General features: G+C 70.8%; 21 protein-coding genes and 1 pseudogene. 10 read left to right on the top strand and 12 right to left on the bottom strand.

The features are described 5' to 3' along the window. Nucleotides 1-73 precede the first annotated feature (73 nt). Nucleotides 74-931, bottom strand: coding sequence for a type I methionyl aminopeptidase (gene map, locus ACFZDJ_RS03015; protein ID WP_067363301.1), 858 nt, complete (start codon nt 929-931; stop codon nt 74-76). Between the two features lie 59 nt (nt 932-990). Here map and ACFZDJ_RS03010 point away from each other — a divergent pair, with 59 nt between their 5' ends. After that, nucleotides 991-1,221, top strand: coding sequence for a hypothetical protein (locus tag ACFZDJ_RS03010; protein WP_075026519.1), 231 nt, complete (start codon nt 991-993; stop codon nt 1,219-1,221). Between the two features lie 319 nt (nt 1,222-1,540). On the opposite strand, the gene ACFZDJ_RS03005 is transcribed toward ACFZDJ_RS03010, so the two are convergent. Both ACFZDJ_RS03005 and ACFZDJ_RS03000 read right to left on the bottom strand, forming a co-directional pair. Continuing rightward, nucleotides 1,541-2,905 (bottom strand): MFS transporter, encoded by a 1,365-nt coding sequence (locus ACFZDJ_RS03005; protein ID WP_391055645.1) that lies wholly within the window; start codon nt 2,903-2,905, stop codon nt 1,541-1,543. A gap of 132 nt (nt 2,906-3,037) precedes the next feature. Next, nucleotides 3,038-3,640, bottom strand: coding sequence for a hypothetical protein (locus ACFZDJ_RS03000; RefSeq protein ID WP_384905007.1), 603 nt, complete (start codon nt 3,638-3,640; stop codon nt 3,038-3,040). 80 nt (nt 3,641-3,720) lie between these two features. Between ACFZDJ_RS03000 and ACFZDJ_RS02995 the strand changes: the two are divergent. From ACFZDJ_RS02995 to ACFZDJ_RS02985, 3 genes and pseudogenes are all read left to right on the top strand, one after another. Next, nucleotides 3,721-4,889, top strand: a pseudogene (locus ACFZDJ_RS02995) (exo-alpha-sialidase). A gap of 47 nt (nt 4,890-4,936) precedes the next feature. After that, complete coding sequence (npdG, locus tag ACFZDJ_RS02990) at nt 4,937-5,641, top strand: NADPH-dependent F420 reductase (RefSeq protein WP_391055642.1); 705 nt, start codon at nt 4,937-4,939, stop codon at nt 5,639-5,641. Nucleotides 5,642-5,724: 83 nt separating this feature from the next. Beyond that, nucleotides 5,725-5,904 (top strand): hypothetical protein, encoded by a 180-nt coding sequence (locus ACFZDJ_RS02985; protein WP_101405507.1) that lies wholly within the window; start codon nt 5,725-5,727, stop codon nt 5,902-5,904. Here ACFZDJ_RS02985 and ACFZDJ_RS02980 read toward each other — a convergent pair. Continuing rightward, entirely contained in the window at nt 5,894-6,697 is an 804-nt protein-coding gene (locus tag ACFZDJ_RS02980; RefSeq protein ID WP_168490819.1) for a site-2 protease family protein, read from the bottom strand. The two genes, ACFZDJ_RS02985 and ACFZDJ_RS02980, sit on opposite strands and share 11 nt — an antisense overlap. Before the next feature lie 130 nt (nt 6,698-6,827). Here ACFZDJ_RS02980 and ACFZDJ_RS02975 point away from each other — a divergent pair, with 130 nt between their 5' ends. After that, on the top strand, nt 6,828-10,208 hold the full coding sequence (locus tag ACFZDJ_RS02975; RefSeq protein WP_391055640.1) for a BTAD domain-containing putative transcriptional regulator: 3,381 nt from the start codon (nt 6,828-6,830) through the stop codon (nt 10,206-10,208). Between the two features lie 53 nt (nt 10,209-10,261). Here ACFZDJ_RS02975 and ACFZDJ_RS02970 read toward each other — a convergent pair whose 3' ends face one another. The 3 genes from ACFZDJ_RS02970 to panB form a co-directional block, all read right to left on the bottom strand. Further along, the gene (locus ACFZDJ_RS02970; protein WP_168490818.1) at nt 10,262-11,086 is read right to left on the bottom strand and encodes an ABC transporter permease; all 825 of its coding nucleotides are present in this window, start codon (nt 11,084-11,086) and stop codon (nt 10,262-10,264) included. Then, nucleotides 11,083-12,111: an ATP-binding cassette domain-containing protein gene (locus tag ACFZDJ_RS02965; protein WP_391055637.1), complete on the bottom strand. Its 1,029-nt coding sequence runs from the start codon at nt 12,109-12,111 to the stop codon at nt 11,083-11,085. Before ACFZDJ_RS02965 ends, ACFZDJ_RS02970 begins: the two co-directional genes overlap by 4 nt. 218 nt (nt 12,112-12,329) lie before the next feature. Beyond that, nucleotides 12,330-13,217, bottom strand: a complete 888-nt coding sequence (panB, locus tag ACFZDJ_RS02960) for a 3-methyl-2-oxobutanoate hydroxymethyltransferase (protein ID WP_060902016.1) — start codon at nt 13,215-13,217, stop codon at nt 12,330-12,332. A 227-nt stretch (nt 13,218-13,444) separates the two neighbouring features. On the opposite strand from panB, the gene ACFZDJ_RS02955 reads away from it, so the two are divergent. The 4 genes from ACFZDJ_RS02955 (at nt 13,445) to ACFZDJ_RS02940 (ending at nt 18,397) form a co-directional block, all read left to right on the top strand. Continuing rightward, nucleotides 13,445-15,037 (top strand): DHA2 family efflux MFS transporter permease subunit, encoded by a 1,593-nt coding sequence (locus ACFZDJ_RS02955; protein ID WP_390927922.1) that lies wholly within the window; start codon nt 13,445-13,447, stop codon nt 15,035-15,037. Between the two features lie 52 nt (nt 15,038-15,089). Then, a complete protein-coding gene (locus ACFZDJ_RS02950; protein WP_168490806.1) occupies nt 15,090-15,710 on the top strand; it encodes a TetR/AcrR family transcriptional regulator in 621 nt (206 codons plus the stop codon). Nucleotides 15,711-15,923: 213 nt separating this feature from the next. After that, nucleotides 15,924-16,982: an endonuclease/exonuclease/phosphatase family protein gene (locus ACFZDJ_RS02945; RefSeq protein ID WP_391055635.1), complete on the top strand. Its 1,059-nt coding sequence runs from the start codon at nt 15,924-15,926 to the stop codon at nt 16,980-16,982. Between the two features lie 191 nt (nt 16,983-17,173). After that, a complete protein-coding gene (locus tag ACFZDJ_RS02940; protein ID WP_390927926.1) occupies nt 17,174-18,397 on the top strand; it encodes an MFS transporter in 1,224 nt (407 codons plus the stop codon). Between the two features lie 179 nt (nt 18,398-18,576). Here ACFZDJ_RS02940 and ACFZDJ_RS02935 read toward each other — a convergent pair whose 3' ends face one another. The 4 genes from ACFZDJ_RS02935 to ACFZDJ_RS02920 all read right to left on the bottom strand — a co-directional run bounded on the left by ACFZDJ_RS02935 (nt 18,577) and on the right by ACFZDJ_RS02920 (nt 24,591). Next, nucleotides 18,577-20,331, bottom strand: coding sequence for an NAD+ synthase (locus ACFZDJ_RS02935; RefSeq protein WP_391055632.1), 1,755 nt, complete (start codon nt 20,329-20,331; stop codon nt 18,577-18,579). Between the two features lie 248 nt (nt 20,332-20,579). Further along, complete coding sequence (locus ACFZDJ_RS02930; protein WP_391055629.1) at nt 20,580-22,526, bottom strand: protease pro-enzyme activation domain-containing protein; 1,947 nt, start codon at nt 22,524-22,526, stop codon at nt 20,580-20,582. 758 nt (nt 22,527-23,284) lie between these two features. Continuing rightward, on the bottom strand, nt 23,285-23,917 hold the full coding sequence (locus tag ACFZDJ_RS02925; RefSeq protein ID WP_390928687.1) for a DUF305 domain-containing protein: 633 nt from the start codon (nt 23,915-23,917) through the stop codon (nt 23,285-23,287). Between the two features lie 5 nt (nt 23,918-23,922). Next, on the bottom strand, nt 23,923-24,591 hold the full coding sequence (locus tag ACFZDJ_RS02920) for a DUF3105 domain-containing protein (RefSeq protein WP_168508304.1): 669 nt from the start codon (nt 24,589-24,591) through the stop codon (nt 23,923-23,925). A 195-nt stretch (nt 24,592-24,786) separates the two neighbouring features. On the opposite strand from ACFZDJ_RS02920, the gene ACFZDJ_RS02915 reads away from it, so the two are divergent. Next, nucleotides 24,787-25,242 (top strand): Rrf2 family transcriptional regulator, encoded by a 456-nt coding sequence (locus ACFZDJ_RS02915; protein WP_168508303.1) that lies wholly within the window; start codon nt 24,787-24,789, stop codon nt 25,240-25,242. A 144-nt stretch (nt 25,243-25,386) separates the two neighbouring features. On the opposite strand, the gene ACFZDJ_RS02910 is transcribed toward ACFZDJ_RS02915, so the two are convergent. Next, nucleotides 25,387-26,577 carry a globin domain-containing protein gene (locus ACFZDJ_RS02910; protein WP_391055627.1) on the bottom strand — a complete coding sequence of 397 codons (1,191 nt, stop codon included), beginning with the start codon at nt 26,575-26,577 and terminating at the stop codon, nt 25,387-25,389. Between the last annotated feature and the right edge of the window lie 122 nt (nt 26,578-26,699).

Below are 26,699 nucleotides of genomic sequence, written 5' to 3'. Positions count from 1 at the left end.
ACAAAAAAAGCCCGCCCTGTGATCAGGGCGGGCTGGGCGCTACGGCTACGGGCTATGAGCCACAGGCGCGCGGCTACGGCAGGGTGAGGATCTCCGTACCGCTCTCCGTGACGACCAGCGTGTGCTCGAACTGCGCCGTCCGCCTGCGGTCCTTCGTCACGACGGTCCACCCGTCGTCCCACATGTCGTAGTCGTGCGTACCGAGCGTGAGCATCGGCTCGATCGTGAAGGTCATCCCGGGCTGGATGACGGTCGTCGCGTGCGGGCTGTCGTAGTGCGGGATGATCAGTCCTGAGTGGAACGAGGAGTTGATCCCGTGCCCCGTGAAGTCCCGCACGACCCCGTATCCGAACCGCTTGGCGTACGACTCGATCACGCGGCCGATGACATTGATCTGGCGGCCCGGCTTGACCGCCTTGATCGCGCGGTCGAGGGACTCACGGGTCCGCTCGACGAGGAGCCTCGACTCGTCGTCCACGTCCCCGACCAGGTACGTCGCGTTGTTGTCGCCGTGGACGCCACCGATGTACGCCGTCACGTCGAGGTTGATGATGTCGCCGTCCCGCAGCACCGTGGAGTCGGGGATGCCGTGGCAGATGACCTCGTTGACCGAGGTGCACAGGGACTTGGGGAAACCGCGGTAGCCGAGGGTGGACGGATAGGCGCCGTGGTCGCACATGTACGCGTGCGCGACCCGGTCCAGCTCGTCCGTCGTCACGCCCGGCGCGATGAGCTTCGCCGCCTCGGCCATCGCCTGCGCGGCGATCCGCCCGGCGATCCGCATCGCCTCGATGGTCTCGGGGGTCTGTACCTCCGGGCCGGTGTACGGCGTGGGGGAGGGCTTGCCCACGTACTCGGGGCGCCTGATGTTTCCCGGAACGGGACGGGTGGGAGAGAGCTCTCCTGGTACGAGCAGCGACTGGCCAGACATGCCAGCGAGTCTAACCAGCGGGCATGGGGGCACTATGTCCGTGGCGAAAGGAGCAGGTCATGGCCCTCTTCAAGAAGCGGACCGTAGGGAAGCCGGGCGAGTGGTACTACTGCCTCGTCCACCAGAAGGTGGAGGAGGGCCCCGAGTGCCCCGCGAAGGACCGCTTCGGCCCGTACACCACCCGTGAGGAGGCCGAACACGCGATGGAGACCGCCCAAGAGCGCAACCTCGAGTGGGAAACGGACCCCAAATGGCACGACGCAACGGGCCCGACCCCAGAGGACGACTGACGAGACCCGAGACCCGAGACCCGAGACGCTGGACGCGCCGGCCGGCGGGCGCTGAGGGGCAGGGCCAGTCGGGCACCGGACGCCGAGGCACAGGTGCCCAGGCACCGAGGGGTTGGAGCAGCACGCGCTGAGGCATCGAAAGGCGGGACGGCGGGGCACCGAGGCGCCGGGCGCCCAGACACCGGCGGCTCAGCCACCGGGGCGCCGGGGCGCCGAGGCGCCGGGACGGCGTGAGGGCGCTGAGCCATAGTGGCGCTCGGACCCGCGGGCGCCGACGGCGGCCGGCCCCCGCGGGCGACCCGCACCACCCAAGTGACCGTCACGGGTGGTGCGGGTGGGAGAGCACCGCCTCACCCCGAGCGGAGCGCATCCGTACCGCGTGCTCATTCGTCCGTACGTCGTAGCTCATCAGCTGCGGCAGGCACCACGCCAACGCCCCCACCGCTCCCACGCAGAGCACACCCCCGGCCCAGATCGACGCCCGTACCCCCGTCCAGGCCGCCATCCCGCCCGCCCGTACCTGCCCCAGCTGGGGCCCGACGGAGTACGAGAGCAGCTCGATCCCGGCGAGTCGCCCCCGTAGCTCGTCCGGAATCGTCTGGTCCCACATCGCGCCCCGGAAGATCCCGCTCACCATGTCGCAACAGCCGCCGAGGGCGAGGAAGAGCAGCACCAGCCACACGTTGTGCACGGCTCCCGCCCCCACCATCGCCAGCCCCCAGCACGCCGCCGCGAACGCCACCATCCGCCCGTGCCGGTGCACACGCGAGGTCCACCCGCTGGTCAGCGTCACCAGCATCGCCCCGGCGGGCAGCGCGGCGTACATCAGCCCGAGCGACCACGCGGCGTGCAGCTCGTCGGCGAGGAACGGCAGCACCGCGAGCGGCATCGCGAAGAACATCGCGGCCAGGTCGATCACGTACGTGCCGAGGAGTTCCTTGCGGTTCCACGCGTACCGCGCGCCCTGAGCGATGGAGGCGAGCGACGGCTTCGCGGCCTCGTGCGCGGCCGGTGACGCGGCGAGTCCGACGATCAGTACGACCGACACCACGAAGGTCACCAGGTCCACGGCGTACGCCCAGCCAAGCCCGGCGTACGCGACCACGACGCCCGCGAGCGCCGGCCCCGCGACCCCGCCGACCGACCAGCGCAGGGAGTTCAGGGAGGCCGCGGCGGGCAGGTGCTCGTGCGCCACGATCCGGGGGACGAGCGAGTCAAGGGCGGGCCGCTGCACCGACCCGAGCGCGGAGGACAGCGCGGCGACCACGTACAGCGGCCACACGGCCGGACGCGGCATCAGCGCGTTGACGAGCAGTCCGCCGCACAGCAGCCCCTGTCCGGCCTCCGTGTAGAGGATCAGCTTCCGTTTGTCGAGGGCGTCGGCGAGGGCCCCGCCGTACAGCCCGAACACGATCAGCGGTACGAGTTCCACGGCCCCGATCGCCCCCACGGCCACCGCCGACCCGGTCAGCACCTTCATCTGCACCGGCAGCGCGACGAAGGTCAGAAAGCTGCCGAAGTTGGTGATCAGCCCGGCCAGCCACAGCCGCCGGAAGTCGGCCGACGCCCGCCAGGGTGCGAGATCGGGCAGCAGCGACCGCAGTCGCGCACCGGCACCGGCACCGGCGGCGGGTTCAGCGTGCGCGGGCAGCGCGGCGGGGGATACGGGGGCGTCGTCGGTCACGACGGCTCATGCTGAGCGGCCGCCCACCGCGGCGGCAACTGCTTTTCCGTCGCCCAGCCGCCCCGCCGTCGTTCCTCCCGTCACGTCACCACCCGCCGTCGTCCCTCCGGTCATGTCGCCGCCCGCCGTGTCCTACCACCGTGCCGCCGGCGGAGCCGTCAACTGGTCCGCGAGGCGGGAGAGCCGGTCGCGGAACCGGCGCCGCCCCCGCGGGGAGGGCAGGGAGTTCTCCCCGGCCGCCGCGCTGACGAGGTGCTGCACGGTGTCGAGGTCGAGTTCCTGATCCGGCGGCACGGTCAGCGACTCGTGCGCCATCGCTCCCAGCTCCCGGTCACCGGCGTCGAGCGCGAGCACGGTCGCCCCGGCTCGCCGCGCGTCGTGGACCCGCTCCAGGAGCGGCGCCCCGGGTGCGGCGGGCGACACCACGAGCAGCGTCTCGCCGCGCCGCGCCGCCTCGATACGGCCGAGGCCCACGGCGAGATGGGCCGGGTCCGAGGCCCGCGCCCCGTGCCGCACCAGCGTCGGCGCCAGCTCCGGCGTCCCCGACCAGGCCGCCTCGTCCACCAGGTGTGCGGCCAGGTGCCACGGCTCGTACTCCGCCGTGCCCACGAGGAGCAGCCCGCCCCCGTACGACACCACGGACCCCCTCAGGCCCTCCGCGAACCGCCGCGTGGCCCCCAACCACTCGGTCCCGGCGAGGACTTCGCGCAACAACGCGACCCGTACGGCATCCATGCGCACGCATCCTGCCCCAATCGACAACTGATCAGGCGGAGTTCACCATGAATTCGCCCAAGTGGGGCAGACCCCGGCGCATGACGGAAACAACCGGAACCACCACGGCAACAACCGCGGTCACCAGCACCCCCTTCCACGCGGGCCGCGAAGGCTACGCGAGCTTCCGCATCCCGGCCGTAGTCGCCACCCGTACGCACCCACCGCACCGCCCGCACTCACCACCGTGCCCGGCCCCAGCACCACCCCCACCCCCATTCCTACCCTGCTCGCCTTCTGCGAGGGCCGGGTCGACTCCGCCGCCGACCACGGCCACATCGACATCGTCCTGAAGCGGTCGACGGACGGCGGCCGCACCTGGGGCCCGCTCCAGGCCGTCGCCCGGAACGGGAACGATCTCGCCGGCAACCCCGCCCCCGTCGTCCTCGACACCGGCCGGATCCTGCTCGTGCACGTCCGCGCCGCCGCCGGAGCGACCGAGGACGCCATCCTGCGCGGCAGGGTGAAGCCCGCCGACGGGCGCCGCGTCTGGGTGCAGCACAGCGACGACGACGGCGTCACCTGGTCCGCCCCGAAGGAGATCACCGGGCAGGTGAAGAAGGCGGACTGGCGGTGGTACGCGACCACGCCCGGGCACGCCGTGCAGCTCGGCACCGGCCGGGTCGTCGTCCCCGGCAACCACACTCTGCCGCCCACCGGTTCGGACACCGGCACCGAGGCGAAGTACAACAGCGGCCACTGCCTGCTCAGCGACGACCGCGGCGAGACCTGGTCGCTCGGGTACATCGACGAGAACACCGACGGATACGTCAACGCCAACGAGACGACCGCCGCCGAACTCCCCGACGGGCGCGTCTACTTCAACACCCGCAACGACTCCCCGTCCCCCGGCAACCGCGCCGACGCCCACTCCACGGACGGCGGCAGGACCCTGACCAAACCCTTCCGGCCACAGGCCGGCCTGGTCACCCCGGTCGTCCAGGGCAGTCTGCTCCAGCTCCGCGACCCGGACCTGCTGCTGTACTCGGGGCCCGCCGACCCCGCAGCCCGCGCCCTGATGACCGTCCGCGCCTCCGCCGACGGCGGCACCACCTGGCGGCCCGCGCACACGGTCGACGGACTGCCCGCCGCGTACTCCGACCTCGTCCGCGTCGACGCGACGACCGTGGGGCTCCTCTACGAGACGGGCGACTTCGGGCCGTACGAGACGATCACCTTCCGCCGTATCCCCGTGACGGCCCTCACCTGAGCACCCGAAGCCCCCGGGGCGGGAACCGCGCCACGTAAAGTCGGCCCATGACCTCTACTGACAGTGCACAGAAGGCCCCCGCGAAGGACCCCTGGGACCTTCCCGACGTGTCCGGGCTCGTCGTCGGCGTGCTCGGCGGCACCGGCCCGCAGGGCAAGGGCCTGGCCTACCGGCTCGCCATGGCCGGCCAGAAGGTGATCATCGGCTCGCGTGCCGCGGAGCGCGCGCAGACCGCCGCCGAGGAGCTGGGCCACGGTGTCGAGGGTGCCGACAACGCCGAGTGCGCGCGGCGCAGCGACATCGTGATCGTCGCCGTACCGTGGGAGGGGCACGGCAAGACTCTGGAATCCCTGCGCGAGGAGCTGGCCGGCAAGCTCGTCGTCGACTGTGTCAATCCGCTCGGCTTCGACAAGAAGGGTGCCTACGCCCTGAAGCCGGAGCAGGGCAGCGCCGCCGAGCAGGCCGCCGCCCTGCTGCCGGACTCCCGGGTCGCGGCCGCCTTCCATCACCTGTCGGCCGTCCTTCTCCAGGACCCGGAGGTCGACGAGATCGACACCGATGTGATGGTCCTCGGCGAGGAGCGCGCGGACGTCGAGATCGTGCAGGCGCTGGCCGGCCGCATCCCCGGCATGCGCGGTGTCTTCGCCGGCCGGCTGCGAGGCGCCCACCAGGTCGAGGCGCTGGTGGCGAACCTGATCTCCGTGAACCGCCGCTACAAGGCCCACGCCGGCCTCCGGGTGACGGACGTATAGCGGGCGCACGGGCATGGGGGACATGAGGGACACTGGACGCCGTACGACCTCGCTCGAACCGTCCCGACAGGAGCAGACCCCCCATGCCCCGCCTCGCGCTCTATGCCCTCACCGTGTGCGTCCTGTCCGTCGCCGCGGCCGTCGTCTCCTTCGTCCAGGGCAGCTGGCTGGGGATCGTGTGGGTGCTGCTGGCCGGACTGTCGTCCAACATGACTTGGTACTACGCGCGGCGCGGCCGCAGCGGGTCCTCGGTCAGCGGCTGATCGTGCAGTACTCGTTGACGCCGTCCCAGAAGCGGTACAGGTTCTGACCGCAGTAACGCTGTACGTCGTCGATGCCCAGGGCGCCCAGGATCGAGTAGATCGCGTCGAAGAACGCCGTGTTCACCGAGGGGATCCACAGCACCGCGAACACGGCGAGCAGGCCGAACGGCGCGAACGGCTCCACCTGGCGGCGGATGTTGTACGACAGCCAGGGCTCGATCACGCCGTAGCCGTCCAGGCCCGGGACCGGCAGGAGGTTCAGGATCGCGGCCGTGACCTGGAGCAGCGCGAGGAACGCCAGCGCGTAGCGGAAGGTGTCCGGGACGCCGTCCAGGGCGTGCAGCCAGAACGGCGCGGTGCACACGACGGCGAACAGCACGTTCGTCAGCGGACCCGCCGCCGAGATCAGGCTGTGCTTCCAGCGGCCCTGGATCCGGCCCCGCTCGATGAAGACCGCCCCGCCCGGCAGACCGATCCCGCCCATGATCACGAAGATCACCGGCAGCACGATGCTCAGCAGCGCATGCGTGTACTTCAGGGGGTTGAGCGTCAGATAGCCCTTCGCGCCGATCGAGATGTCGCCGCTGTGCAGGGCGGTGCGCGCGTGCGCGTACTCGTGCAGGCACAGGGAGACGATCCACGCGGCCGTCACGAAGAGGAACACGGCGAAGCCGGGCTGGTCGGCGAAGCCGGTCCAGATCGCCCAGCCGGTCACCGCCATCACGGCCACGATCCCGAGGAAGACGGGGCTGATCCTCCGGTCGCTGCTGCGACGGGAAGCGGCGGTGGTCATGGGTCTCCTCGGACTGGTACGCATGGTGCTGGGCCTGCCCGACCGTACCGGGCTCACGGGGAAAACGTCTCGCGGTCGGTCATTGGTTCCGGAGAAGGTAGGGGCTGAGATCGTCACGCCACCGGAGACAATGGACCCCGTGCGCTACCGCATCCTTGGCACCACCCAGGCACTGCGCCCCGACGGCACGCCCGTCGTGCTCGGCGGGGCGCGGCTGCGCGCCCTCTTGACCGTGCTCGCGCTGCGGCCCGGACGGACCGTGCCCGCGGCCGTTCTGGTGGACGAGGTGTGGGACGGCGATCCGCCCGCCGACGCACCGGGCGCGCTCCAGGCCCTGGTGGGACGGCTGCGCAGGGCGCTCGGGCCGCAGGCGGTGGACTCGGGGGACGGCGGCTACCGGCTGGCCGCGGGCGCCGACGACATCGACCTGTACCGTTTCGAGCGGCTCGCGGGGGAGGGCGCACGCGCGCTCGCCGACGGCGACCCCACGAAGGCGGCCGAGGCCCTCGAAGACGCCCTCGCCCTGTGGCGCGGCCCGGCCCTCGCCGACCTCCCGGACCGCGCCGCCGAGTCGGCCCGCTGGGAGACCCGCCGTCTCGACGTACGGCGCGCCCGGTTCACGGCGGCCCTCGCCCTCGGCCATGCCGAACAGTCCCTGCCCGAGCTCACCGCCCTGTGCGACCTCCACCCCTTGGACGAGCCCCTGCACGTCCTGCGTCTGCGCGCCCTGCGTGACGCCGGCCGCTCCGCAGAGGCCCTCGCCGCGTACGAGTCCGTACGGGAGCTGCTGGCCGACCGCCTCGGTTCCGACCCAGGACCCGAACTACGCGCCCTGCACGGGGAGTTGCTCAGTCCGGCCGACGGTGGCGGCGGGGCACACGCCCAGGGACCGCGACCCGGCGCCGCGGGCCGGACCGCGGGCCGGACCGCGGGCGGGTCCGAGAGCGGGTCCGAGAGCCGGCCCGCACCGGCCGGGCCTGGCCGCTCCGAGCCCCCGCCCTCGCCCTCGCCCCCCGGCAACCTCCGCGCCCGGCTCACCTCCTTCGTCGGGCGGGCCGCGGACATCGACACGATCCGGGGAGATCTGGCGGCGGCACGCCTCGTGACCTTGCTCGGGCCCGGTGGGGCCGGCAAGACGCGGCTGTCGCAGGAGGCGGCGGAGAGCGTGGCGGACACCGCGCCGGACGGGGTGTGGCTGGCCGAACTCGCGCCCGTCGACGACCCGGAGGCCGTGTCCGAGGCCGTGCTCACCGCCGTCGGAGCCCGCGAGACCGTGCTGCGCGGCGCCGGTGCCGAAGAGATGCGGGCCGCCGCCGACCGGCACGGTGATCCCCTGCAGCGGCTCGCCGAGCACTGCGCCAAGCGCCGCATGCTGATCGTCCTCGACAACTGCGAGCACGTCGTGGACGCCGCCGCGCGTCTCGTCGAGGAGTTGCTCGAACGGTGCCCGGGGCTGACCGTACTGGCCACCAGTCGCGAATCCCTCGGCGTACCGGGGGAGTTGCTGCGCCCCGTGGAGCCGCTGCCGGAGCCGTTCGCGCTGCGGCTGCTGGCCGACCGGGGGGCCGCCGCCCGCCCGGGTTTCCGGGTCGAGGACGACCCCGCGGCCACCGCCGAGATCTGCCGCCGTCTCGACGGACTGCCGCTCGCCATCGAACTCGCCGCCGCCCGGCTGCGGATGCTCACCCCGCGTCAGATCGCCGACCGGCTCGACGACCGGTTCCGCCTGCTGACCTCCGGCAGCCGTACCGTCCTGCCGCGCCAGCAGACCCTGCGCGCCGTGGTCGACTGGTCCTGGGACCTCCTCGACGAGGACGAACGGGACGTGCTGCGGCGGCTGTCCGTCTTCGCGGGCGGCTGCGACCTCGCCGCCGCCGAGGCCGTCTGCGGACCGGCCGCCCTGGAAGCGCTCGGTTCGCTCGTCGACAAGTCCCTCGTCGTGGCCGCCCCTTGGGGGGACGGCGAGATGCGCTACCGGCTCCTGGAGACCGTCGGCGAGTACGCGGGGGAGCGGCTCGACGAGTCGGGGCAGCGCCCCGCCGCCGAGCGCGCCCATCTCACGCACTACCGCGAACTGGCCCGCACCACCGACCCCCGGCTGCGCGGCCCGGGCCAGCGCGCCGCCATCGAACGGCTGGAGACCGAGTCGGAGAACATCCGCGCCGCCCTCCAGCACGCCGTCGCCGCCCGCGACGAGCAGGAGGCGCTCTGCCTGGTCCTCTCCCTGACCTGGTACTGGCAGATGCGCGATCTGCGGCTGATGGCCCGCCACTGGTCGCGCGAGGTCATGGCCCTCGGCCCGGACCCCTTCGCCGAGCCCGTGCGGCCGGCCGCCCCGCTGCCGGAGAGCTGCACCGACACCCCGCCGCCGATGCGCCCGGAGGTCCTCGAAGAGGCCCGCCGCGGTGTCCACCTCGTCCATCTCTCCTGCATGGACATGGACATGGCGGCCTGGGACACCCCGCAGGCCAAGCGGAAACTGAGCGTCATCAGCGAGACCTACCGCCCCGGCCAGCCGCAGACCTGCCGCACCCCCGGCAACCTCTGGTTCTACGCCGTGATCCTGACCGGCGACATCGAGCGGATGCGCTCCGTCATCGACGCGACCGTCCAGACCTGCCGCGAACTCGGCTACGAGTGGGAACTCGCCGTCGCCCTCCAGATGCGTGCCAACATCTTCGCCAACCGGGCCACCTGGGCGGGCGACGCGACCCGGGACGCCGACGAGGCACTGGAACTCTTCACCCGGCTCGGGGACGCCTGGGGCGCCGCCGAGGCGCTCTCCGCACGCGGTGAGGCCCACGAGCGCCGGGGCGAGTTCACGCTCGCCGCCGCGGACTACACGGAGGCCATGACCCACGCCGAAGGGCTCGGCGCGCACGCCCAGACGGCTGTCCTGAGCACCCGGCTCGGCGGTGTGCTCATCGAGTCCGGCGACACCGAACGCGGCGAGCGGTTGCTGCGGCAGGTCCTGGAGCGCGGCGACGGCGCGTACAACGAGGCCATGCCCGCCTCCCGGCTGTTCCTGTCGATGTGGCTGGGCCGCAGCGGCCGGGTCGCCGAGGCGCGCGAAGAGATGCGGTTGCTGCGCGCGAACTTCGAAGCGGTCACCTTCGTGGTCTTCGACGGCTTCGTGGTGGGCGTCGAGGCCTGGCTGGACGCGATCGAGGGGCTGCACGAGTGCGCCCTGGAGAAGGTGCGGCAGGCCCTGGCGCGGGCGGGCGACCCGCTGTCGCAGATCATCGCCCCGCACATGCCCTCCGCGCATCTGACCACCGCCGCCATCGCCCTCACCGGTCTGGACGGCGGCCGCCGTGTCCGCGACGCGGCCGTGCTGCTCGGGGCCGCCGACCATCTGCTGCCGCCCGGGCACTTCGTGGGCCCGATGGAGGACCAGGTGCGCGCACAGGCGGAGGCCGACGTACGGGCCGTGCTGGACGACGCGACGTACGAGGCCGCGTACGCCGAGGGCGGCGGGCTCTCCCTGGAGGAGGCCGCCGCCCTCGTATGACGCGGACCGGGGGTTGACGCGGACCGGGGTGTGCGTGGTCCCGCGAGCGAACGTCAGCTCTTGGTGCGGAACTTGTGGATCGCGATCGGCGCCATGACCAGGGTGAGCCCTGCCGTCCAGGCGAGGGTCACCCACAGGCTGTGCGTGACCGGGCCGCCCACCATCAGGCCGCGCGTGGTGTCCGCGAGCGCGGACAGCGGGTTGTAGTCGGTGAAGTTCTGCAGCCAGCCGGGCATGGTCCGGGTCGGCGAGAAGATGGACGAGCCGAACTGCAGGGGCATCAGCACCAGGAAGCCCATCGCCTGCACGGACTGCGCGTTCTTCATCGTCACCCCGAGGACCAGGAAGATCCACATCAGGGACGAGCCGAAGAGGACGGAGAGCCCCACGGAGGCGAACAGACCCGGCCAGTTCGTGATGTCGAAGCCGACCAGCACGCCGACGATCATGAGGATCGTCGTCGCGACGAGCATCCGCATCAGCTCCACCACGATCTTGGCGAAGAGCACGGAGCCCTGGCCGATCGGCAGGGTGCGGAAGCGGTCCATCACCCCCTTCTGGAAGTCCTCGTTGAAACCGGTGCCGACGGCCGTGGCGATGTTCATCGCCGTCATCGCCATCAGACCGGGCACCACGTACTGCACGTACCTGTCCTGCCCGCCGCCGAGCGACTGCCCGATGGAGCCGCCGAAGACGTACACGAACAGCAGGGTGAAGACGACCGGCATCAGGACGGCGTCGAACATCGACTCCGGGTCCTGGCGGATCCACAGCAGGTTGCGGCGGACGAGCGCGCCGATGTGGCGCGCGTGCGCGCGGGGCGAGATACGGGGGTCGCCCTTCGCGGCGAGGGGGGCTTCGGCGACGGCGGTACTCATGCGGAGACCTCCTCGTAGACACGGGCGGGGGTCTCGTCCTGCGGGGCACTGGCCTTGTGGCCGGTGAGGGACAGGAACACCTCGTCCAGACTGGGCAGTTCGGTGGAGATGGAGCCGATCGTGATGCCGCGCGCGGTGACCGCGCCGACCACGGCGGTGAGCTGTTCGTCGCTGAGGATCGGGACCAGCACGGTGCCGGTCCCGGTGTCCACGACCGAGGCGGCGAGACCGGTGAGGCCCAGTTCGTCGAAGAGGGCGGCCAGCGGCCGCAGCTCCAGCGGGTCCACCGGGCGGATGCGCAGCGTGCGGCCGCCGACCCGGGCCTTCAGCTCGTCGATCCGGCCGCTGGCGATGACCTTGCCGCGGTCGATGACCGTCAGCTCGGAGGCCAGCTGCTCGGCCTCCTCCATGTACTGGGTGGTGAGCAGCACGGTGGCGCCGTCCGCGACCATCCGCTTGACCTCCTTCCACACCTCGTTGCGGGTGCGCGGGTCGAGCCCGGTGGTCGGCTCGTCCAGATAGAGGACGGACGGGTGGCCGATCATGGAGGCGGCGAGGTCGAGACGGCGGCGCATACCGCCGGAGTACGTCGATGCCGGGCGCTTGGCCGCCTCGGTGAGCGAGAAGCGCTCAAGGAGTTCGTCGGCGCGCCGGCGGGCGTCCTTGCGGGGCAGGTCTAGCAGTCGCCCGATCATGTACAGGTTCTCCCAGCCGGGGAGCTTCTCGTCGACCGAGGCGTACTGACCGGTCAGCCCTATCACGCGGCGCAACTGGCGGGGCTGCGTGAGCACGTTGTAACCGGCGACGGTGGCCTGGCCGGCGTCGGGGGTGATGAGGGTGGACAGGATACGGACGAGGGTGGTCTTGCCGGCACCGTTGGGACCCAGCACCCCGAGGACGGTTCCCTCGCGGACGTCCAGGTCCACGCCGTCCAGAGCCTTGGTCTCGCCGTAGTGCTTGACCAGCCCCCGCACGGAGACGGCGCTGCGGGCGCCGCTGTTGGGGTTCTTGTCGATTCGCGTCATGCCCATCAAGGTGCCAGCGCCCACCGACAAACCACCTACAGCTCGCCTACAGCGGCGCACGCTCACCGATATATCGCCGACAGACGTTCGCGCGTATCACCGTGGTGCGTGCGCTGCGCGCACGGCGACAGCCCGCCGACGGGGGAAATCGGCGGGCTGTCTTGGTGCCGCAGTGGTTCAGAGGGCCTCAGGTGTTCATGAGTCCCGGGGCCAGGTCCTCAGTGGACGGAGTGCTCCTCAAGAGGGAACGTTCCGCCGACGACGTCGTCCGCGAACGCGCGCGCCGCGTTGCCCATGACCTCGCGCAGATCGGCGTACTTCTTCACGAACTTCGGCATCCTGCCGCCGGTGAGGCCGAGCATGTCGGTCCACACCAGGACCTGCGCGTCGGTCTCCGGACCCGCGCCGATGCCGACGGTCGGGATGTGCAGGGTGCGCGTGACCTCGGCGGCGAGCTCCGCCGGGACCAGCTCCAGGACGACCGCGAACGCGCCCGCGTCCTGGACCGCCTTGGCGTCACGCAGCAGCTGCTGGGCGGCCTCCTCGCCGCGGCCCTGGACTCGGTAGCCCATGGAGTTCACGGACTGCGGGGTCAGGCCGATGTGCGCCATCACGGGGATGCCGGACTCCACGAGCAGCTCGATCTGGCGGTGCGAGCGCTCGCCGCCCTCCAGCTTCACCGCGCCGACCCCGGCCTCCTTGACCAGGCGGGTGGCGGAGCGCAGGGCCTGGACGGGGCCCTCCTGGTAGGACCCGAAGGGCAGGTCGCCGACGATCAGGGCGCGGCTGGTGCCGCGTACGACCGCGGCGGACAGCATCGTCATCTCGTCGAGGGTGACGGGGACGGTCGTCTCGTACCCCAGGTGGCAGTTGCCCGCCGAGTCGCCGACGAGCATGACCGGGATGCCGGCCTCGTCGAAGACGGACGCGGTCATCGCGTCGTAGGCGGTGAGCATCGGCCACTTCTCGCCGCGCTCCTTGGCTGTGGTGATGTCGCGGACCGTGATGCGGCGGGTGCTCTTGCCTCCGTACAGCGCCTTGCTGCTGTCGGTGGTCGCCCGCGCACCCTCCACGGGCTGCTTCGGGGCAGCCGAAAGCTGCGTCATCGCAACGGCTCCTTCTGTCATCTCGAGGCACCCTGACGGCGTCCCCGGACCCCCTACATGGTGGCACCTCGTGCCACCGGGGGCCAGACCGGGTCGAGCGATGTACGTCTCGGGTGCGCCCGCGACGGACGTGTCGGGCGGACCGTAGACCCATCACTTCGTAAGGTCTCTGTAAAGGATTTACGATACGAGACGGTCCCGTATCGAAAATCGCTAGGCTCGGCCCCATGACAACTCCCGCAGCCCACGTCGAAGGGCGCGTGCCTGAAGCGGTCCATCGGCGCCGCTGGGCCATTCTCGGCGTGCTCATGCTCAGCCTGTTGATAGTGGTGCTGGACAACTCCATCCTCAACGTCGCGATCAAGACGATCTCGACGCCGGCGCCCACAGGACTCGGCGCCACCCAGAGCGAGCTGGAGTGGGCCATCAACGCCTACACGCTCGTCTTCGCGGGGCTGCTGTTCACCGCGGGCCTCTTCGGCGACCGGTTCGGCCGCAAGAAGGTCCTGCTCGCCGGACTCGCCGTCTTCGGCACCGGCTCCGCGCTCGCCGCGGAGGCCGGCTCGCCCGTCCAGCTCATCGTCTTCCGCGCGCTGATGGGCTTCGGCGCCGCCTTCGTGATGCCCGCCACCCTCGCCGTCCTCATGAACGTCTTCGAGCGCGAGGAGCAGCCCAAGGCCATCGGCATCTGGGCCGGCGGCGTCGGCATCGCCATCGCCATCGGCCCGATCACCGGCGGCGTGCTCCTCGCCCACTTCTGGTGGGGCTCGGTCTTCCTGATCAACGTGCCGATCGTGCTGCTCGCGCTCGGCCTGATGTTCTGGCTGGTCCCGGACTCCCGCGACCCGAACCCCGGCCGCATCGACATCGTCGGTGTCGTCCTGTCCGTCATAGGGCTCGTCCTGCTCGTCTACGGCATCATCAAGGGCGGCCAGCTCGCCTCCTTCACCGACGCGGCGGTCCTCGCGACCATCGGCGCCGGAATCGCCGTCCTCGCCTGCTTCGTCATCTACGAGAAGCGCAGCGACCATCCGTCCATCGACATCACCTACTTCAAGAACAAGGTCTTCTCGGCCGCCATCGCCGCCATCGCGCTCGTCTTCTTCGCGATGATGGGCGTGACCTTCTTCTCCGTCTTCTACACCCAGAGCGTGCGGGGCTACTCGCCGCTGAAGACCGGTGTGCTGCTGCTGCCGCTCGCCGCGGCCCAGCTCTTCTTCGCACCGCGCGCCCGCCTCGTCGTCGACCGCTTCGGCAACCGGGCCACGTGCACGGCGGGCCTACTGCTGCTCGGAGCGATGCTCGGCGCCTTCGCGACCCTGGACGCGGACACGCCGATCTGGCTCCTGGAGGTCATCTTCTTCCTCATGGGCACCGGCATGGCGCACATCATGACCCCGACCAGCGTCGTCATCATGCAGGCCCTGCCGCGCGAGAAGGCGGGCTCCGCCTCCGCCCTGAGCAACGTCTTCCGTCAGGTCGGCGGCGCCCTCGGCATCGCGGTCCTCGGCTCGGTCCTCTCCTCGGCCTACCGCAACGGCATCGAGGACAAGCTCACCCTCGTGCCGGCCGGCCTGCGGCACACCGCGGGCGAGTCCATCGAGGCCACCCTCGGCGTCGCGGCCAAGCTCGGCCCCCGGGGCGACGCCCTCATCGCCCCGGCCAACGACGCCTTCCTGCACGCCATGCACGTCACCGCCCTGTGTGGTGCGGGCATCGCGCTGGTGGGCGCCGTGATCGTGGCCCTGTTCCTGCCGGGCCGCGGTTCGACCCCGCAACAGGGCAAGGAGGAGACGGAGTTGGTGGCCGCCGAGCACTGACAGGGCGCGGCAGGGAGAATTGCGCCAGTACCACCGAGGAAAGGAGCGACACGTGAGCCTCGCGGACAGCCGAGCCAGGCAAGAGGGGTCCCCCCGGGGGCGGCCCCGCAGCGAGGCCGTGGAGCGCTCCATCATCGAGGGCGCGATAAAACTCCTGGAGGACGGCGTCCCTCTCGCGGATATCTCCATCGAACGCCTGGCCAGGACCGCGGGCGTCGGCAAGGCGACCATCTACCGCCGTTGGAGTGGCAAGGAGGAACTCTTCGTCGACGTCATGCGCGCCACCGAGCCCCCGGATGCCGAACTCCCCGGCACCTCGATGCGCGACGACCTGATAGCCCTTCTGGAGCCGCTGCGCCAGCGGGGCCTGGCCAGCCGCTCCTCGGCGCTCCTGCACAACGTCTACGCCCAGATCAAGTCCAGCCCCAAGATCTGGGACGCCTACCAGGCGATCGTCATCGAACCGCGGCGCCTGACCACGTTCGAGGTCCTGCGCCGCGGACAGCGGGACGGCGAACTCCGCGACGACGTGGACATCGAGGTCATGAACGACCTCTTCGTCGGCCCCATGCTGGTACGCGCCGTCATGCGCCCGGACGCCGAACTCCCCGAGGACCTGGCCGAACAGATCGTCGACACGGTACTCGCGGGACTGCGTCCCGCCAGGCCCTAGTTCATCCTCTCGTTCATCCTCTCGGCCCATGCGCCGAATGTGCGCGTTTCGTCACAGAGGCCGCGCTCCGCCCCGTATTCGGAACTCCGAACACCGAGTTGTTCGTCCTCGTGCCCGTACGGCCGTCCCCGGACGGCGAGATCGATGCCGATCATCCCCTAGGGTCGTAGCCGAGGGGCTGACGGTGTGCACGGCAGGTTGTGAGGCGACGGTATGGCGCAGGCGTACGTGACGGAGACGGGCAGCGACGGCTCGGGGCCCGAGCGTCGAGGTCCCCGGCTTCGGCGCCTGCTGGACAAGCTCCGGCGCTCGCTGGGCTCCTGGCGCGGCGACCGCGGCATCTGGCGCCGCGGACTGATCCTGGCCGCGCTCGCCCTGATCCTCGCCCTGGTGATGCTGCTGCACGCGCAGATCCCCAACAGGATCGGCAACCTCGGCAGTCTCACCGAGACGTTCCTGCCGTGGCTCGGCATCCTCATCCCCGTCCTGCTGGTCCTCGGCCTCGTGCGGAAGTCCGCGACCGCCCTGATCGCCGTCCTGCTGCCCGCGATCGTCTGGCTGAACCTGTTCGGCGGACTGCTCACCGACCGGACCGGCGCAGGCGGCGACCTGACCGTCGCCACGCACAACGTCAACGCGGAGAACCCGGACCCTTCCGATACCGCCCGTGACGTGGCCGCGTCCGGCGCCGACGTGGTGGCCCTGGAGGAGCTGAAGGCCACGGCGGTCCCCACGTACGAGAAGGCGCTCGCCCCGACGTACAAGTACCACTCCGTGGAGGGCACCGTCGGGCTGTGGAGCAAGTACCCGATGACCGGAGCCGAGCCCGTCGACATCAAGCTTGGCTGGACGCGCGCGATGCGCGCCACGGTGACGACCCCGAACGGCCAGGTCGCGGTGTACGTCGCCCATCTGCCCTCGGTCCGGGTGAAGCTGCAGGCCGGGTTCACCGCCCGCCAGCGTGACCGGAGCGCCGACGCGCTCGGCGAGGCGATCGCCGACGAGTCACTGCAGAAGGTCATCCTGCTCGGCGACCTCAACGGCACGATGAACGACCGCGCGCTGAACGCCGTCACCTCGCAGATGCGCTCCACTCAGGGCGCGGCGGGCAGCGGCTTCGGGTTCAGCTGGCCCGCGTCGTTCCCGATGGCCCGGATCGACCAGATCATGGTCAAGGGCATCGAGCCGGTGACCTCGTGGACCCTGCCCGAGACCGGCAGCGACCACCTCCCGGTCGCCGCCCGCGTCAAGCTCGCGGCAACCGGATCTTAATCTCCTGGAATACTGGGCCTGCGAGACTTTGTTCCATAGCTGAACTTACGGAGCCCGTGCACACCGGTGTGCACGGGCGCGTCCGTGCGCGCAGGTACCCGGGCCACTGGGACACCGGTGTGCACGGACCCGGGCTCGTCCCCGCCCGTCCTCTTCTCCTTTGTGCACTCCGCTCCTCTGAAAGGCCCCTCATGCCACTGGCCCTGCTCGCCCTAGCCGTGGGCGCCTTCGGCATCGGTACCACCGAGTTCGTGATGATGGGCCTGCTGCCCGACGTCGCGGACGACCTCCACATATCCATCCCCAGCGCCGGACACCTCGTCTCGGCCTACGCCCTCGGCGTGGTGATCGGCGCCCCGCTGCTCGCCGCGGCCACCGCCCGGATGTCCCGCCGCAAGGTCCTCATCGCCCTGATGGGGCTCTTCGTGGCCGGCAACGCGCTCTCCGCCTTCGCCCCCGACTACCACTGGCTGCTCGCCGCCCGCTTCGTCAGCGGTCTGCCGCACGGGGCCTTCTTCGGCGTCGGCGCCGTCGTCGCCACCAACCTCGTCGCCCCCGAGCGCAAGGCGCGCTCCGTCTCGCTGATGTTCCTCGGCCTGACCGTCGCGAACATCGCGGGCGTCCCCGTCGCCACCTTCATCGGCCAGCACTTCGGCTGGCGCGCCACCTTCCTCGGTGTGAGCGCGATCGGCCTCGCGGCGATAGCCTCGCTCGCGTTCCTCATCCCGCGCGACCACACGCACGCCCCCACGGGCGGCCTGCGCGGCGAGCTGGCCGCCCTGCGTTCGCTCCCCGTGTGGCTGGCGCTCGGTACGACGGTCGCGGGCTTCGGCGCCCTCTTCTCCGCGTACAGCTACATCACGCCGATGCTCACGGACTCCGCCGGGTACGCCGACTCCAGCGTCACGCTGCTGCTCGCGCTGTTCGGCGTCGGAGCGACGGTCGGCAACCTCGTGGGCGGCCGCCTCGCGGACCACTCCCTGCGCGGCACCCTCTTCGGCGGACTCGTCTCGCTGGTCACGGTCCTCGCCCTGTTCCCCGTCCTGATGAGCGCCCAGTGGAGTGCGGCCGTCGCGGTCACCCTCCTCGGTACCGCCGCCTTCATCACCGGCTCGCCGCTCCAGCTGATGGTCATGGAGAAGGCCTCCGCGGCGCCGTCCCTGGCGTCCTCCGCCAACCAGGCCGCGTTCAACCTCGCGAACGCCGGCGGTGCGTGGATCGGCGGCATCGCGCTGGCCGCGGGCTTCGGTACGACGTCGCCCGCGCTGGCGGGGGCTCTGCTCGCCGTCCTCGGCCTCGCGGTCGCCGCGACGGCGTACGCCGTGGACCGCCGCCGCGCCGAGGTCCCCGCCCCCACGCCGGGCCGCCTGGTCGCGACCCACGTCCCCCCACACCCGGAACACGCCCCTCACTGACCTGCTTCGCCCGTAAACGCCGGACGAGCGCAGGCTTTTAGGGGCGCGGGGAACTGCGCGACCAGCCCCCACAGTCCCGCAGGCAAGGAACTCACCCGGGGGTCTGGGGGCGGAGCCCCCGGTTACGGGATGGGACGGGTAGGGGCGGCGGGGGCGAAACACCCCCCGCCCCGACGGGGTCACGCGTGCTCGCGCCACCGATTGGTGATCGGAAGCCGCCGGTCCTTCCCGAACCCCTTGGCGGAGATCTTCGTGCCCGGCGGATACTGCCGGCGCTTGTACTCCGCCGTGTCCACCATCCGCAGCGTCTTCACCACCAGCTCCCGATCGAACCCCGCCGCGACGATCTGGTCCGCCCCCTCGTCCCGGTCCACATACCGCTCGAGGATCGCGTCCAGCACGGGATAGTCGGGGAGGGAGTCCGTGTCGACCTGGTCGGGACGGAGCTCCGCGCTCGGCGGCTTGGTGATCGAGTTCTCGGGGATCGGCGGGGTCTGCCCCCGCTCGGCCGCCGACCGGTTCCGCCACTCCGCCAGCCGGAAGATCGACGTCTTGTACACGTCCTTGATGGGCCCGTACGCGCCCACGGAGTCGCCGTACAGCGTCGAATACCCCACCGCCAGCTCGGACTTGTTCCCCGGCGCCAGCACGATGTGCCCCTCCTGGTTGGAGATGGCCATCAGCATCGTGCCCCGCAGGCGCGACTGGAGGTTCTCCTCGGCCAGTCCGGTCAGCCCCAGCGACGACATATACGCGTCGAACATCGGCTCGATCGGTACCGTCCGGAAGTTCAGCCCCGTCCGCCGCGCCAGCTCCGCCGCGTCCCCCTTGGAGTGGTCGGAGGAGTACTTCGACGGCATCGAGACCCCGTACACGTTCTGCGCGCCCAGCGCGTCGCACGCGATCGCCGCGACCAGCGCCGAGTCGATGCCGCCGGACAGTCCGATCAGCACGGACCGGAACCCGTTCTTCGCGACATACGCCCGCAGTCCGACGACCAGTGCCGAGTAGACCTCCTCGTCGGCGTCGAGCCGCTCCGCGTACCCGCCGGCGAGCTCCGGCTCGTACGCGGGCAACGGCTCCTGCGACAGCACCAGCCGCTCGATGCGCAGCCCGTCGTCCACCACACCCGTCACCGGCTCGGCGGCGCCCGCCGGCAGGTCCAGGTCCAGTACGACACACCCCTCCGCGAACTGCGGCGCCCGCGCGATGACCTCCCCGTCCCGGTCGACCACGATGGAGTCGCCGTCGAAGACCAGCTCGTCCTGCCCGCCGATCATGGCGAGGTAGGCGGTGGTGCAGCCGGCCTCCTGGGCCCGCTTGCGCACCAGTTCGAGGCGGGTGTCGTCCTTGTCGCGCTCGTACGGCGAGGCGTTGATGGACAGCAGCAGCCCGGCCCCGGCGGACCGGGCCGCGGGCACGCGTCCGCCGTCCTGCCAGAGGTCCTCGCAGATGGCGAGGGCCACGTCGATCCCGTGCACCCGCACGACCGGCATGGTGTCGCCTGGCACGAAGTAGCGGAACTCGTCGAACACACCGTAGTTCGGGAGGTGGTGCTTGGCGAAGGTCAGCGCCACCCGGCCCCCGTACAGTACGGCGGCGGCGTTCTGCGGGGCGCCGGCCGGCTGCCCGTACTTCGGCTGGGCGGTCTCGGACCGGTCGAGGTAGCCGACGATCACCGGCAACTCCCCGAAGCCCTCGTCGGCCAGCCGTGCGGCCAGCGCGCGCAGCGCCGCGCGGGAGGCCTCGACGAAGGACGACCGCAGGGCCAGGTCCTCGACGGGATACCCGGTCAGCACCATCTCGGGGAACGCCACCAGATGCGCTCCCTGCTCGGCGGAGTGCCGGGTCCAACGGACGATCGCCTCGGCGTTGGTGGCGAGATCGCCGACGGTCGAGTCGATCTGATTCAGGGCGAGGCGTAGTTGAGGCACGGGCCCAGTGTAATCGTCAGAGCGACACAATGGGGTGTGGGGCGCCCCACGTGGAGACGCCCGGCCTCCGGCGCGCCGGCGCGGTGAACAGCGTCGGCTGTCCCCACCGCTCCAGGCTCCTCGTCGTCACTCCCGGGCGGCTTACCCCCACGGGGTATCCGGCACACGCTGGCCGCCGGACCGCCCGGAAACGCGGACGCCCGCCCCTCGTCGAGGGGCGGGCGCAGCGGAGATGCGACGGAGGACCGTCAGTGACCGTGGTCGGAGCGGTACGACTCGACGTAGCCCGAGGTGGGCGTACCCACACCGGTGACGTCGTCGTAGCCGCGCACGGCCTTCAGGGAGCTGTCCTTGCCGAGGCTGCGGACGGAGGTGAGCAGACCGCCCGACGCGTCGAGGGAGTTGGCGAAGTCCACGCGCGCCACGGCGAGTTCGGAGCCCGTGGGGGTGTCCGTCACGTCGTGGTACGCCTTGGAGCCGTACTTCGCGTAGATCGACGGGTTGGCGAAACCGATCGCCTTGCCGCGCGCCTCCTGGGCCAGGGCCTGGACGGCCGCGATCACCGGCGCGGCGAGCGAGGTGCCGCCGATCCGGTACTCGCTGTACTGCTGGGACCCGTCCGGGAAGGTCTGCGTCTGGCCGACCTTGAAACCGGTGTTGGGGTCGGCGACCGCCGCGATGTCCGGCACGGTGCGCATGGCCGTCGTGCCGTTGGCCTTGGCGAGCGCGCCGGGCACGACACCCTTCTGGTAGAAGGGCTGCGCCACGGTCTTGCTGGTGCCGCCGCCCGCGCCCGAGGTGAACGCGCCCGGGAAGCCGGTCCAGCTCTTGCCGTCAGCCGCGAGGGCGGCCTTCTCGGTGCCCCAGCCGGTCTCGAACTGGTACTTGTCACCCTTGCCGACCGCCAGCGAGGTACCGCCGACCGCCGTCACCCACGCCGAGTTGGCCGGGGTGTCGACCTGCTTCGTCTTGGTGTTGGCGACCTCGTCACCGTTGTCACCGGAGGAGAAGTAGAAGCCGATGCCCTCGACCGCGCCGAACTGGAAGGTCTGGTCGTAGGCCGCCGCGAGGTCCGGCGTCTGGTTGGCCTCGATGTCGCCCCACGAGTTGGAGACGATGTCGGCCAGGTGGTTGTCGACGATCTTGTTCAACGAGTCGAGCAGATCGTTGTCGAGGCAGGACGCGGCACCCACGTACGTGATGTTCGCGTCCGGCGCGACGGCGTGCACGGCCTCGACGTCGAGGGTCTCCTCGCCGTACCAGCCGGCCGCCCCGCACGCCTCGGTCTGCGTGTAGGTGCCGGGCAGCACCTGACGCAGCTGGCTGCTGCTGTACGCCGAGTCACCGTGGTTCTTGGCGTACGTGGCCGCGTCGAACGCGATGGTCGGCGAGGCGTACGCGTCGGTGATGGCGACCCGCACACCCTTGCCGGTGCGCTTGCCCGCGCCGTAGGCGGCGCGCAGCTGCTTGCCCGTGTAGCCCTGGATCGCGTACGGGATCTTCGTGCCGTACGCGTCCGGCAGGGTGCTCGCGATGTTCGAGCCGAAGTACGAGGAGAACGGCCCGGAGTTCTTGAACACCGCGTCCGGGGGCGGCAGCGTGTCGTCGTGCGTCGCCTTGTGCGGGGCGTTGTCCAGGCCGGTGACGGTCAGGACGGCGCCGTTGAGGGCGGCCGGCGCGGAGGCCGTCCTCGACGGCGCCCGGTAGGTCTTGTTGCCCTTGGCGTAGTTGTGGAGCTGGGTGCCGAACGCCTTCTCGGCGGCGGCCACGTCACCGGCGACGGAGACGTAGTGCTGCGTGGTGCCGGTGACCTTCAGGCCCGCCGACTTCAGCCACGAGGTCACCGCGGCGACCTGCGCCTTGGTGGCACCGAAGCGGGCCTGCGTCTGCTTGGCGCTGAGGTACTTGCCGTACGAGGCCGAGTTCGGGTCGGACACGGCCTTGGCGTACGCGGCCAGACCGGAGGCGTTCCGGCCGGCGAAGTAGACCCGGGCGGAGACCTGGGAGTTGTCGGACGAGGCCCCCTTGTCCGCCTTCGCCGTGGCCCACGCGGGCTTGGTGCCCGTGAGGGTGTCCCTGCTGGGACCGTCCGCGGCGTTGGCCGTGGGTATACCGAGCGCCAGCGCGCCGGCGAGCAGCGGCAGTGTCGCTGCCATGCTCACCCCGGCGCGCATGGTGGCGCGATTGGATCTCATAAAACCCCCTGCGATGCGGTTCGTCGCATGTGTGGTCGTTCGTGATCTGCGAAACCGTGTGTCGGAACCGAGGACACGCGGAATGGATCACGCTGGGGGTCACTCTGGCGATGAACCGTTCATGCCAGGGGAATGGGAAGGCCAAGGAAACACCAAGTGGCCGTGATTGAAGGGTATTTGGGACGGTATGCCGTCACCCTCACCCTGGATGTAGGGATATCCCTCGTTTTCTTGTAAAGGGGTTCCCCACTTCTGTGAGCGTATTGCGACATCGGCAGGTTCGTGGTTCGTCCCGGCGACGGTAAGCGCTTCGCGGCCCGGGGCGTGCGGGGGCTTTGAAGCAGCTGGAGTTCGGCGAGTTCCACCGGCACGACAGGGGCGTCCGCCCGGGCCTTCGCCAAGGTCTTCGCCAAGGTCTTCGGCAAGGTCTTCGGCAAGGTCTTCGCCGCCTGACCCCGGGTGCGGCTGCGTCCCGCCCCGCGCGCGTCGATCGTGCGGACGGCGCTCAACACCGGCGCTCAACACCCGTATCCCGGGGTGGCGTCGGCGCGACCGCGATGATCAGGACGACCCGGCGGATGCCGGACCGGGCGGCCACGACCCGGCGCCGCCGGCCGTGCTCCGCGGACTGCCGCGGCGCCGGTGGGAGGTGGTCGCCCTGCGGGTCTTCCTCGACCTCGACACCGCGACCACCGCGACCACCGCGAGGGCTCTCGGGATCGCCCCGCGAGGACCGTCACCGCCCGTCCATCCAGGCCCTAGTCGCGGGCCTTCGCGCCCCGTTCCTTGAGCATGTCCGCCATCAGCTGGATCTCCGACTGCTGCGCGTCGACCATGCCCTGGGCGAGCTTCTTCTCCACGCCGACCGTGCACTTCGCGACGCAGCCCTCGGCCATGTGGATGCCGCCCTTGTGGTGGTCGGTCATCAACTGCAGGTAGAAGACCTCCGCCTGCTTGCCGCTCAGCGTGTTCAGCTTCTTCATCTCGGTGTTGGTCGCCATGCCGGGCATCAGCGAGCCGTCCTTGCCGGACGCCATGTCGCCCATGCCCATCCACGTCATGGGCGCGTCCGCCGACACCTTCGGCAGCTCCCACAGGTCGAGCCAGCCCAGCAGCATGCCGCGCTGATTGGCCTGCGTCTGCGCGATGTCGTACGCGAGCCGCCGTACCTCCACGTTGTCCGTACGGTCACGCACGATGTACGACATCTCGACGGCCTGCTGGTGATGGACCGCCATGTCCCGCGCGAATCCCGCGTCCGCCGAGTCGGCCGACGGCACCTTCGTCCCCGAGGACCCCGAGCCGTCGCTCTCGGCGACCGCGTACGTGATCGCCCCGGCGGCCACCAGCGCCGCCGCCGCGGTCCCCGCGATCCAGCCCACCTGGCGCATCTGGCTCACTGCGACAGACCGTTGGTGCAGGCGGCGCCCGGCTCGGGCGTCTGCTTGCCCTGCACGAACTCCGAGAAGAACTTGTCGACGTTCGGGTCGCTCGCGCTCGTCACCGTGCGCTGCTTGCCCCACGCGCTCAGCATGATCGGGTCCTTCTGGTCCTCGACGGGGCTCATCAGGGTGTAAGGCGTCTTCTTGACCTTCGCTTCGAGCGCCTTCACATCGGCGTCGGAGGCCTTGCTGTTGTACGTCACCCACACCGCGCCGTGCTCCAGCGAGTGCACGGCGTTCATGTTGTTGATCGCCTTGCTGTAGACGTCGCCGTTGCAGTTCATCCACACCGGGTTGTGGTTGCCGCCGACCGGGGGCTCCATCGGGTACTTCACGGTCTTGGTGACGTGGTTGCGGGACAGCGTCCCCGACCAGGTCTCCACGCCGTCCTTGCCCGTGACGAAGTGCCCCGAGCCGCCCTTCGAGTCGCTCGCCGAGGTGCCGCTGTCGTCGGACTGCGACCTGACCAGGACGACACCGCCGACGACGAGACCGGCGACTATGACCGTGCTGGCCGTGATCGTGAGGATCCGGTTACGACGCTCCCGGGCACGCTCGGCCTTGCGCATCTCTTCTATGCGCGCCTTGCGCTGCGCGGAGGTGGTGTTCTTGGCGGAACCCATGGCGAGTCCTTATGGGGATGGGACGGTCGGGTCCGCTGATCGTAATGGGGCGAGGGTGCTCAGTACGAAGGCAGGGCACAGAATGTCCAAGGGAGACACCCTGTGGCGCAGCTCCGCAAAGGTGGGACGCGGCCCTCTTCGGTTGCTCCGTATGGATAATTTGAGTGGTAGATGCGTATTAACTACGCTGGCGGCATGAGGCTGCTGCGCTCCACCGACCTGGCCCTGCGCGTCCTGATGCGGCTCGCCGTCGCCGACGGGTCGACCCCCACCACCCGCGAGGTCGCCGCGGACATGGACGTCCCCTATACCCATGCCGCGAAGGTCGTCGCCGAGCTCCAGCACCTCGGACTGCTCGCGGCCCGCCGCGGCCGCGGCGGCGGCCTCGGCCTCACCGAAGCGGGGCGTACGGCTTCGGTCGGCGCGATCGTCCGCACCTTCGAGGGCGACGGTGACGTGGTCGACTGCGAAGGAGCCGCGCCCTGCCCGCTCCACACCGGCTGCCGACTGCGGGGTGCGCTGCGGCGGGCTCAGGAGGCGTTCTTCGCCTCGCTGGACCCGCTGACGGTGGCGGACGTGGTCGCCGCGCCTACGGGGCCGCTGTTGCTGGGGATTTCTGGCAGGCCGACCTCGGCTCTGACATCCGAATGACGGCTGACACCTGACGAAATCTGTCATCTGTCATCTGTCATCTGTCATCTGCTATCTGACATCTGACGTCTGATATCTGTTGCCTGAAGTCCGCCGCCTGCTATCTGCCGCCTGCCGTCAGGTACCGGCCATCCGTCAACCGCCTCAGCCCTGCGCGAGCCACAGGTCGGGCCCGAACACCTCGTAGTGAATGTCGGCCGGAGCCACCCCCTTGTCGATGAGCTGCCCCCGCACCGCCCGCATGAAGGGCAGCGGCCCGCACAGGTATGCGCGCGTTCCCGGCGCGACGGCCACGGAGGAGAGGTCCGCGCGCCCGGGGCGGCCGGCACCCTCGGCGTCCTGCTCGTACCAGAAGTGGACGGCGGCGTCCGCGAGCTTTGCCGCGTACGCCTCGTGGTCGGAGCGCAGCGCGTGGTCGGCGGGGGAGCGGTCGGCGTGGACGACCGTCACCGGGGCGCGGTGTCCGGTGAGCGCGAGCTGTTCCAGCATGGCGATCACCGGGGTGACGCCGATGCCGGCGGAGGCGAGCAGCACCGGCGCGTCCGTGTCGTCGAGCACCAGATCGCCGTACGGCGCGGAGAGCTCGATCGTGCTGCCGACGTGCACACGCGTGTGGAGGTGGTTGGACACCTCGCCGTCGGGGCCCGAGGCCTCACCGTGCACCCGTTTGACGCCGATCTGCCGTACGGGGGAGCCGGGGGCGCTGGAGAGGCTGTACTGGCGTATCTGGTGGGCTCCGTCCGGCAGCTCGACGCGTACGGACACGTACTGGCCCGCCCGGAAGTCCGGCGGCGGCCCCCCGTCGGCCGGGCGCAGTCGGAAGGTGGCGACGTCGGCGGTCTCCTCGACGCGCTCCACGACCTCCCAGACCCGCCACCCACCCCTCGCGTCGCCGTGCTGCGCGTACAGCCGCCGCTCGATGGCGATGAGGGCGTTCGCCATCAGCCAGTAGACCTCGTCCCAGGCGGCCGCGACCTCGGGCGTGACCGCGTCGCCGAGGACCTCGGCGATCGCCGCGAAGAGGTGCTCCCGCACGGTCGCGTACTGCCCGGGGGCGATTCCCAGGGAGGCGTGTTTGTGCGCGATGCGGTTCAGCAGCACGTCGGGGCGCTCGTCGGGCCGCTCGATGAGGTGAGTGGCGAAGGCGGCGATGGATCCCGCGAGGGCCCAGCGCTGGGTGCCGGAGGCCTGGTTGCCTCGGTTGAAGAGGTCGCGGAGCAGTTCCGGGTGGGCGGCGAAGAGCCTGTCGTAGAAGCGGTCGGCGATTTCGCCGATGGCCGCGCCGACGGCGGGGAGGGTGCCGCGCACCGTGGCGGCGGACTGCTCGGACAGCATGGGGACTCCTCAAATGCCTGGGTCGGAACGGGGATTGCGGTCCCCGTGTCTGCCCCGCACAGTAGTAAAACTTGCATCTAAGATGCAAATTAAAGCTCCCGGGGAGAGAGTCTGGGGGTCGG

The organism is Streptomyces sp. NPDC007896, assembly GCF_042959425.1.
In the GTDB taxonomy this organism is placed as follows: domain Bacteria; phylum Actinomycetota; class Actinomycetes; order Streptomycetales; family Streptomycetaceae; genus Streptomyces.
This window is presented reverse-complemented; position numbering and strand designations above follow the sequence as displayed.